Below are 2,415 nucleotides of genomic sequence, written 5' to 3' on the forward strand. Positions count from 1 at the left end.
ATGCCCAACGCCCAGAGGATATAGGCAGTACCGACAGACTTGGGTTCAGCGGGGGGCAGCAGGTAGCGAGAACTCATGGAGATTTGACGAGATAACTCCGAGCGGGTACTCCAAGTCTAAGTCTGTCATCTTCTGGCCTGGACGGGCAGAAGAGAACCGGCGTGATCTCTGCAAGCAAGCTGGGATCCCTTCTACGCTCTTGTCTGAGGGAGGGCAGCCTCAACGGGAAAACAACCGGAATAATGAGATCCAAGTCCCCCAGGCTCAAAGAACTCCGTCTCCCGCTCACGCAAGCAGTGGACATGCCTATAGAAGGCAAGGGAAAGTCGATGTTTGAGCCAATTTTAATCGGGTTGAGCGCTGTGCTCTGGGGCCTCCTCTGGGGCTACGCTACACTGCTGGTTGTGCTGGTGAACTTTAAGGAGCAAGGATCGGTTTACGCCTACCCTATGCAGGCGGTGCTGGATCGCTTTGTCGAATCCTTGGGGCTGGGCTGGCTTAAGGATCTGCATGCCCTGCAACTGAGGCCGCTGCGCCGGATCAGCTATGCTCTGTTCGGCGCCGTCACCCTAGGGGTGGCTTTCATGCTCTGGGTGTTGGGCTGAGGCGATGACCAGATCGACAGGCGCATTCGCGCAGCAACTGCAAATGCGTTAACCCAACCCGAGTTCTCGACAGGCCCATCATGACCGCTGCCCAACTGGTCGCCATTCTCTCCACTGCCATTGCCACCGCCACACCGTTGGTCTTTGCCTGCATAGGGGAAACCATTACCGAGCGGGCAGGGGTGATCAACCTCTCCGCAGAGGGGACGATCATGCTGGCGGCCATGGTTGGGTTCGCCGTGGCCAAGCTGACGGGAAGCTTGGTACTGGGCTTTTTGGCTGCCGCCGCGGTGGGAGCGCTGTTTGCTGGGATCGTGGCCTTTGGCTCGCTGACCCTGAAGGGATCCCAAATTGCCATTGGTTTCGTCTTGACCCTATTGGGGGCGGATTTGTCTTCCTTTTTGGGCAATCCGTTCGTGCGGATCCCAGGGCCAACGGTGCCCAGCCTGCCCATCCCCTTCCTGAGAGAGGTGCCGCTGCTGGGGCCACTCCTGTTCCGAGGGGATCTGTTGCTGTACGCCAGCTACGCGCTCATCGGGGGAACTTGGTTCTTTTTGTATCGCACTCAGCCTGGCCTGATGTTGCGGGCTATGGGAGAACAGCCGGCGGCGGCTTTTGCCCGCGGCACCAATGTCATTTTCTGGCGCTATGTTTACACCCTTGTGGGGGGATCCCTATTGGGCTTGGCGGGGGCTGCCTTTTCTCTGGATTTCAAGGCCGGCTGGAGCCACCGACATACAGCAGGGTATGGCTGGATTGCTTTGGCCATCGTCATCTTCGGTGGCTGGAACCCCTTGCGGGTAGCCCTGGGGGCCTACCTGTTCGGCATTTTGCAGTCCTTTGCCGGAGTTGCCCAGACTACCATCCGCGCCGTGCCCACCCAAGTTTTTACGGTGGCCCCCTTCGTGTTGATGATTTTGGTGTTGGTGCTCACTTCTGGGGAATGGTGGGAGTACGGCTTGCGCGGGATCCCACCTCGGCTGCGGCGCTGGATCCAGCAGGCGGTGAAGGCCACGCCGCCGGCAGCTCTGGGGCAGCCGTTTGAACCGGGCTAGAGGGGATCCCTCCTCAGCAAGGGGGAATCTGAAAGCGCTAGAAAATAGCGTGCAGCTTTTTGAGGCAAGCCTGGATCTGCGCCATCTCCGAGGGATCCAGCTTTTGGAAGCGCTCTTTCAAGTAGGCGACGTGGGCCGGGAAAATTTCCTCAAACAGTTTTTCCCCCGCTTCTGTCAGCACGACCTTAAAGCAGCGTCGGTTTTCCGGGGGCACTTCCCGGCGCACCAGCCCTTTTTGTTCCAGGCGATCCACAATGCCGGTCAGTGTCCCTTTGGTCACCAGCGTTTTTTGGGCCAAGACATTCATGGTCATCCCAGGGGTATTGCCGAGGGTCACCAACACATCAAATTGGGGGGCGGTCAGCCCCATTTGCCGAATATGAACCCCGGCATAATTTTCAAAGGCTTGGTAGGCCCGCGCCAGGTCTCGCAACAGCCCCAAAAAAGGCTCACGGGCCGCCGCCACCGTCCGCGTCAGCGGAACGGAGTCCTCAGGGTTGAGAACCTCGTCGCTTTGAAGAGGAGGAGAGTTAGCGGGAGTGGGCATGGTTGAAGATCGCTGTTCGCGTTGGTGGAACAGAGTCCTGAGGGAACTCAACCCCAAAGGACAGTCTCGGCTCTATGATAGCCCACCGTAGTACAGTTCTAACGCAAATTATGGTCATTTCGATCCAAGCCAGGATACTGCACCTATGCCTAAAACCCTAAAACATTGAATGCACTGGGCCAGAAGGCTTTTCAAGGACTCCGTCCCG

3 protein-coding genes are annotated in these 2,415 nt (G+C 58.1%); 2 read left to right on the plus strand and 1 reads right to left on the minus strand.

All coding sequences use genetic code 11. The annotated features are described in order from the left end of the window. The first annotated feature begins 329 nt into the window (after window positions 1-329). Together NW856_RS03890 and NW856_RS03895 are read left to right on the plus strand one after the other, a co-directional pair. Window positions 330-605: a hypothetical protein gene (locus tag NW856_RS03890; RefSeq protein WP_041436392.1), complete on the plus strand. Its 276-nt coding sequence runs from the start codon at window positions 330-332 to the stop codon at window positions 603-605. Between the two features lie 80 nt (window positions 606-685). After that, complete coding sequence (locus NW856_RS03895; protein WP_414399196.1) at window positions 686-1,660, plus strand: ABC transporter permease; 975 nt, start codon at window positions 686-688, stop codon at window positions 1,658-1,660. A gap of 37 nt (window positions 1,661-1,697) precedes the next feature. Here the strand turns inward: NW856_RS03895 and NW856_RS03900 are convergent, their stop codons facing one another. Then, window positions 1,698-2,207 (minus strand): MarR family winged helix-turn-helix transcriptional regulator, encoded by a 510-nt coding sequence (locus NW856_RS03900; protein WP_414399197.1) that lies wholly within the window; start codon window positions 2,205-2,207, stop codon window positions 1,698-1,700. Window positions 2,208-2,415 lie beyond the last annotated feature (208 nt).

Origin of the sequence: Synechococcus sp. R3-13, assembly GCF_047462195.1 — a bacterium.
Lineage (GTDB): Bacteria > Cyanobacteriota > Cyanobacteriia > Thermostichales > Thermostichaceae > Thermostichus.

Coding starts and splice junctions, on each gene's coding strand:
- NW856_RS03900 (WP_414399197.1), bottom strand. CDS start 2,207: ATGCCCACTCCCGCTAACTCTCCTCCTCTTCAAAGCGACGAGGTTCTC.
- NW856_RS03895 (WP_414399196.1), top strand. CDS start 686: ATGACCGCTGCCCAACTGGTCGCCATTCTCTCCACTGCCATTGCCACC.
- NW856_RS03890 (WP_041436392.1), top strand. CDS start 330: ATGTTTGAGCCAATTTTAATCGGGTTGAGCGCTGTGCTCTGGGGCCTC.